Origin of the sequence: Mycolicibacterium novocastrense, assembly GCF_001570485.1 — a bacterium.
GTDB classification, from domain to species: Bacteria; Actinomycetota; Actinomycetes; order Mycobacteriales; family Mycobacteriaceae; genus Mycobacterium; species Mycobacterium novocastrense.
Map to the genome: position 1 here is coordinate 1 of NZ_BCTA01000085.1, position 5574 is coordinate 5574.

The window sequence follows — 5574 nt, forward strand, 5'->3', positions numbered from 1 at the left end:
GCTGGCCGGCCACGCCAACCACTACCTGGCGGTCTTCGACGACGCGACCGGATCAGCCCTGGATCTGTTCCGCGCCAAGCGCATCGCCACCCCGGCGCAGCGGATCATGCTGATCGCGCGCGATGGCGGCTGCACCAAGCCGTGCTGCACTGTCGGCGCCTACGGCTGCCAAGTGCATCACGTATCGGCCGACTGGTCCAAAGGCGGAAACACCAACGTCGACGAACTCGGCCTGGCCTGCGGAACCGACAACCGCAGTGTCGACGAGGACGACGGCTGGACCACCCGAATGAACGAGCGCTGCGAAGTCGAATGGCTGCCCCCACCGGGACTGGACACCGGCCAGGCACGCCTGAACTACTACCACCGACCCGAACGGCTCCTGCGCCCACCCGAAGAACACGAAACCCACAGCCAGACAGTCGACGACGACAACGCTGCGTCGCCTGAACCCGATGACGGCGGCCGAGCAGTCGACAACGACACCGCCGCGTCACCCGATGCTGCTGACGACAGCCGAGAAGTCGACCACGATATCGCTGCGTCGCCCGAACCCGCTGATGACAGCCGGACAGACGACACCGCTGCGTCGTTCGAACCCGATGACGGCGGCCGGATAGACGACAACGCTACGTCGCCTGAACCTGCTGACGACAGCCGAGAAGTCGACCACGACACCGCTGCACCGTCCGAACCTGCTGACGACAGCCAGCCCGGCGACACCCAATCGAGCGCCGCGACGCCCGTCGACGGCGCAAGTGAACCCGGCGGGCCAGCGCCACCAGGAGATTGGGCGGCCTGAGGGCCGCAGGGCTCGAGCCCCTGACAGGACGACGTCAGCCCTGCGCCTCGACGGCGACCGGCTGCCATTCCTCCCAGGTCTTGAGCCGATTCTCGTAGTCGGCCTTGGCCAACTGCAGCGGTAGCTCACCGAAAAACACTCGTAGCGGCGGATTTTCGGCGTCGACGACCTTGAGCAGCGCCCGCGCCGACGCCTGCGGATCGCCGGGCTTGGCTACACGCTGACTGCGGATCCGGTCGGCCTCTTCGTGCACCTCTCGATAATCCGGCAGCGGCTTCGAGCGCCGAGACGACGAGCCGGCCCAGTCGGTCGAGAAACCGCCCGGTTCGATCAGCGTGACGTGCACCCCGAACGGAGCCACCTCCTGCGCCAGCGACTGCGACAACCCCTCCAGGGCCCACTTCGATGCGTGGTAGATGCCGACGTTCTGGAACGCGGTGATTCCGCCGATCGACGACACCTGGATGATGTGCCCGCTGCGCTGCGCGCGCAGGTACGGCAGCGCGGCCTGAGTGACCCACAGCGCGCCGAACACGTTCGTCTCGATCTGGTCGCGCGCTTCCTGTTCGGTCACCTCCTCGATGAAGCCGAAATGCCCGTAGCCGGCGTTGTTGACGACGATGTCCAGCCGCCCGAAGTGGTCGTGGGCCTGCTTGACCGCCGCGAAGTCCGCCTCGCGATCGGTGACGTCCAACGCCAGGGGCAGCAACGCATCGCCGTATCTCTCGACGAGATCGTCCAGTGAGGACACGTCGCGCGCGGTCGCCGCGACCTTGTCACCGCGCTTGAGCGCCGCGATCGTCCACTCGCGTCCAAAGCCCCGCGACGTACCGGTGATGAACCAAACCTTTTCGCTCATGCTCCCTATATCCCCTGTGCACGTCCTCCGCATTCCCGCTTCGAGCATCTTCACAGCTACGGTGAAACTCATGGGCCGCGCGACGCTGGAGAAGAACCCACGCGATGTGGCGTCGATGTTCGACGCGGTGGCCCGGCGCTACGACCTGACTAACACCGTGATGTCGCTGGGTCAGGACCGCTTCTGGCGGCGGGCGACGCGGGCGGCATTGCGCATCGGCCCGCAGGACAAGGTGCTCGATCTCGCGGCGGGCACGGCCGTGTCGACCGTCGAACTGGCGACCTCGGGGGCGTGGTGCGTGGCCGCGGACTTCTCGGTCGGCATGCTGGCCGCCGGCGCTTCGCGCGACGTGCCCAAGGTGGCCGGTGACGCCACGCGACTGCCGTTCGACGACGGCGTGTTCGACGCGGTGACGATCAGCTTCGGTCTGCGCAACGTCGTGGACCACGCGGCGGGGCTGCGTGAGATGGCGCGCGTCACCCGCCCCGGAGGACGGCTGGTGGTCTGCGAATTCTCCACGCCGACGAACCGGTTGTTCGCCACGGCCTACAAGGAGTACCTCATGCAGGCGCTTCCGAGAATCGCCCGAGCCGTGTCCTCCAACCCGGAGGCCTACGTCTACCTCGCCGAGTCGATCCGCGCATGGCCCGACCAGACGCAACTGGCCCACCAGATCGCCGACGCCGGTTGGTCCTCGGTGCGCTGGCGCAACCTCACCGGGGGCATCGTGGCGCTGCACGCCGCCACCAAACCCCTGCGCTGACGGCAACATCACCGGCACCAAACCACTGCAACCCCGGCGTGTCGCGCGCCGTCGTGACGAGAATCACCGTTAACTTATTGCGACGACGGGGGTCCGCGAACAAGGCGGTGGCGGGATGTCGGGTGGGGTCGGATCGCGACGGTTGTCGCGCCGGTCGTTCGTGATGGGAACGGCCACCGCGGCCGCCCTGATGGCGATTCCGCCGACGGCCCGCGCAGCGCCGGGCAAGTCGGTCGCGGTGTTCGGAGCGGGCATCGCGGGACTCACCGCCGCTCACGAACTCGTCGAGCGCGGCTACGCCGTGACCGTGTACGAGCGCAAGGCGCTCGGTGGCAAGGCCAGATCGATCCCCGTACCCAACTCCGGTTCGACACCGCTGCCCGCCGAACACGGCTTCCGATTCTTCCCCGGCTTCTACCGCAACGTCACCGACACGATGCGGCGAGTTCCGTTCCCCGGCAACCGAAACGGCACCTGGGACAACCTGACCCGCGCGACGTCGTATCTGCACTCCGGGCTCGGACGCCACGACCTGACGATCCCGCTCCCGTTCCCGCTGCCGATGATCCCGAATCCGATCACCCCGAAGGCGTTCATCGACTCCGTCGCGACGGTGTTCGAGACGCTGTTCCAGTTGCCGCCGTGGGAAGCGATCTACGCGGCGCAGAAGCTCGCCGTCTACGTCACCAGCAGCACCGAACGCAAACTCGGGCAATGGGAGAACATGACGTGGGAGGACTACATCGGCGCGAACAGGAAGTCGCCGGAGTACAACCGATACCTCGCCGACGGCATCATCCGCAACCTTGCCGCATCGAAATCCAAAGATGCGAGCGCACATTCGATCGGACTCGTCGGCGAAGCCTCGGTCTGGTCGATCCTGCTCCTCGGAAATGACTCCGACAACAAGGGATTCGACCGCGTACTCAACGGCCCGACCAGCTCGCAGTGGCTCGACCCGTGGGTCGACCACCTGCGTGCGCAGGGTGTGACGTTCCGCGTCGGTGAGGCACTGGCCCGTCTCACCCCCAACGGCAGGCACATCGAGTCCGCGACCGTCGTCAGCACCGGCGGGAGGCCACGGCAGGTCACTGCGGACTGGTACGTCTCGGCGATACCGTGTGAAAAGCTCGCCGCGGTACTCACGCCGGATGTGCTCGAGGCCGACCCGCAGCTGGCCAACATCGCCCTGCTGCACACGGAGTGGATGAACGGTCTGATGTTCTACCTCAAAGAACGCGTCGACGTCACCAAGGGCCACGTCAACTACGTCGACTCCGGTTGGGCCATCACCTCGATCAGCGAGGAGCAGTTCTGGAAGAAGAGCCTCACGAACTACGGCGACGGCAGCGTCAAAGACTGTCTGTCCGTGATCATCTCGGACTGGACCACACCCGGCAACTTCAATCGTCGAAGCGCAAGGGACTGTACGCCGCAAGAGATCGCCAGGGAGGCCTGGGCCCAGATCAAGGCGCACCTCAACGACACCGACAGGATCGTCGACGACGCCATGCTGCACTCCTGGTTCCTCGACCCCGCGATCATCGACTCCGGCACACCGGATGTGCGCAATGACGAACCGCTGTTCATCCAGGACCCCGGCTCCTGGAACCGTCGCCCCACCGCGGTCACCGGTATCGACAACCTGTTTCTGGCCGGCGAATGGATCAAGACCGACCAGAACGTCACGACCATGGAGGGCACCAACGAGGGCGGCCGCTACGCCGCCAACGGCGTACTGCAGGCGTCGGGTTACAACGGCGACATGGTGAAGATCGTCGAGTTGTTCCAGGCGCCGTGGTGGGTGCCGTTCAAGAACGCCGACCGGGCTCGCTACCGCGCGGGACTTCCCCATCTGCTCGACATCGTCGACACGAGGTGGCCGACCCGGCGGTAGCCGAAACCGGGGTCGGTCACCTCGATCGCGCGCTACGGTCTGGGGATGCACGGACGCCTGGTCGACCCGGACTCCACCCTCGCCACCGATCCCCGCTCCGACCCCCGAATGGTCAAGGCCTTCGCGCAGTTCGGTCTCGACGGCCGACTGCCCGCCGCACCGCTGAGCGTCGACGCACCGCTCGAGGACCGCATTGCCTTCGCGACCGTGAGCGAGGAGGCGATGGGCGCGATCCTCGAAGCGTTGGGCAAGGACCTGCCCACCGTCTCCGGGGTGACCACATCGACGACAACCATTCCCGGCCCCGACGGCAACGACATCACCCTCTACATCAGCCGCCCCGACGACGACGGCGGCCTGATGCCCGCCGTCATTCATCTGCACGGCGGCGGCATGGCGATCGGCAGCGCGGCCGACATCGGCTACATCAAGATCCGTGAATGCCTCGCCGCCACAGGGCTCGTCGTGGTCGGTGTGGAGTTCCGCAACTCCGGCGGCAAACTCGGCCCGCACCCGTTCCCTGCCGGTCTCAACGACTGTGCCGCCGCGGTGCGCTGGGTGGCGGCCAATCGCACCGAGCTCGGTGTCAGCCATCTGATCGTGTCGGGGGAGTCCGGCGGCGGAAACCTCACGCTGACCGTCGCGCACAAGGCCAAACGAGAGGGCTGGCTACACGAGATCGCCGGGTGCTACGCGCAGTGCCCCTACATCTCCAACCGCTGGCTCGAAGAGTGCGATGACCTGCCCTCGCTGGCGGAAAACGACGAGTATTTCGTGAGCCGCCACCAACTCGCGCTGTTGGGTTCGATCTACAACCCCGACGGCTCCCATGCCGGCGACGCCACCTGCTGGGCGGCGGTGGCGACGGACGAGGAACTCAACGGCCTTCCGCCCCATGTCATTTCGGTCAACGAATTGGACCCACTGCGCGACGAGGGCCTCGCCTACTACCGGCGCCTGCTGCGCGCGGGTGTTCCCGCGGTGGGCCGGGTGGTCGCGGGCACCTGTCATGGCGGTGACCTGCTGTGCGGGGCTTATATGCCCGACGTGTTCGACGCATCCATCCGCGACGTCAGCGGGTTCGCGAAATCGCTCGGCTAGTTGTGATGCCCAGGGAGGTTGGTCAGTCGTGTGACCGGTGGGCGGCCTCCGATGGCGGAGTGGCGGTGGTTCTCTGGGGGTCCTGCCCGGCTGCCGTGACGGATCTCCGCGTTTCCGCAGGTCACGTGGCTAGTGTCTGAAGGTTATCCATT

Annotated in this window: 4 protein-coding genes and 1 pseudogene; 4 read left to right on the plus strand and 1 reads right to left on the minus strand. The window is 66.6% G+C overall.

Annotation, left to right across the window (positions count from 1 at the left end; genetic code table 11):
- Nucleotides 1-802: pseudogene (locus RMCN_RS31645) on the plus strand (hypothetical protein); the annotation flags it as partial.
- Nucleotides 803-836: 34 nt separating this feature from the next.
- On the opposite strand, the gene RMCN_RS25760 reads toward RMCN_RS31645, so the two are convergent.
- Complete coding sequence (locus RMCN_RS25760; RefSeq protein ID WP_067395332.1) at nt 837-1661, minus strand: SDR family oxidoreductase; 825 nt, start codon at nt 1659-1661, stop codon at nt 837-839.
- 70 nt (nt 1662-1731) lie between these two features.
- Here RMCN_RS25760 and RMCN_RS25765 point away from each other — a divergent pair, with 70 nt between their 5' ends.
- From RMCN_RS25765 to RMCN_RS25775, 3 genes are all read left to right on the plus strand, one after another.
- Nucleotides 1732-2424 (plus strand): demethylmenaquinone methyltransferase, encoded by a 693-nt coding sequence (locus RMCN_RS25765; protein ID WP_067395334.1) that lies wholly within the window; start codon nt 1732-1734, stop codon nt 2422-2424.
- Nucleotides 2425-2539: 115 nt separating this feature from the next.
- On the plus strand, nt 2540-4321 hold the full coding sequence (locus tag RMCN_RS25770; protein WP_067395338.1) for a hydroxysqualene dehydroxylase: 1782 nt from the start codon (nt 2540-2542) through the stop codon (nt 4319-4321).
- A 45-nt stretch (nt 4322-4366) separates the two neighbouring features.
- Nucleotides 4367-5422 (plus strand): alpha/beta hydrolase, encoded by a 1056-nt coding sequence (locus RMCN_RS25775; protein WP_067395340.1) that lies wholly within the window; start codon nt 4367-4369, stop codon nt 5420-5422.
- Nucleotides 5423-5574: the final 152 nt, after the last annotated feature.

Coding starts and splice junctions, on each gene's coding strand:
- RMCN_RS25760 (WP_067395332.1), bottom strand. CDS start 1,661: ATGAGCGAAAAGGTTTGGTTCATCACCGGTACGTCGCGGGGCTTTGGA.
- RMCN_RS25765 (WP_067395334.1), top strand. CDS start 1,732: ATGGGCCGCGCGACGCTGGAGAAGAACCCACGCGATGTGGCGTCGATG.
- RMCN_RS25770 (WP_067395338.1), top strand. CDS start 2,540: ATGTCGGGTGGGGTCGGATCGCGACGGTTGTCGCGCCGGTCGTTCGTG.
- RMCN_RS25775 (WP_067395340.1), top strand. CDS start 4,367: ATGCACGGACGCCTGGTCGACCCGGACTCCACCCTCGCCACCGATCCC.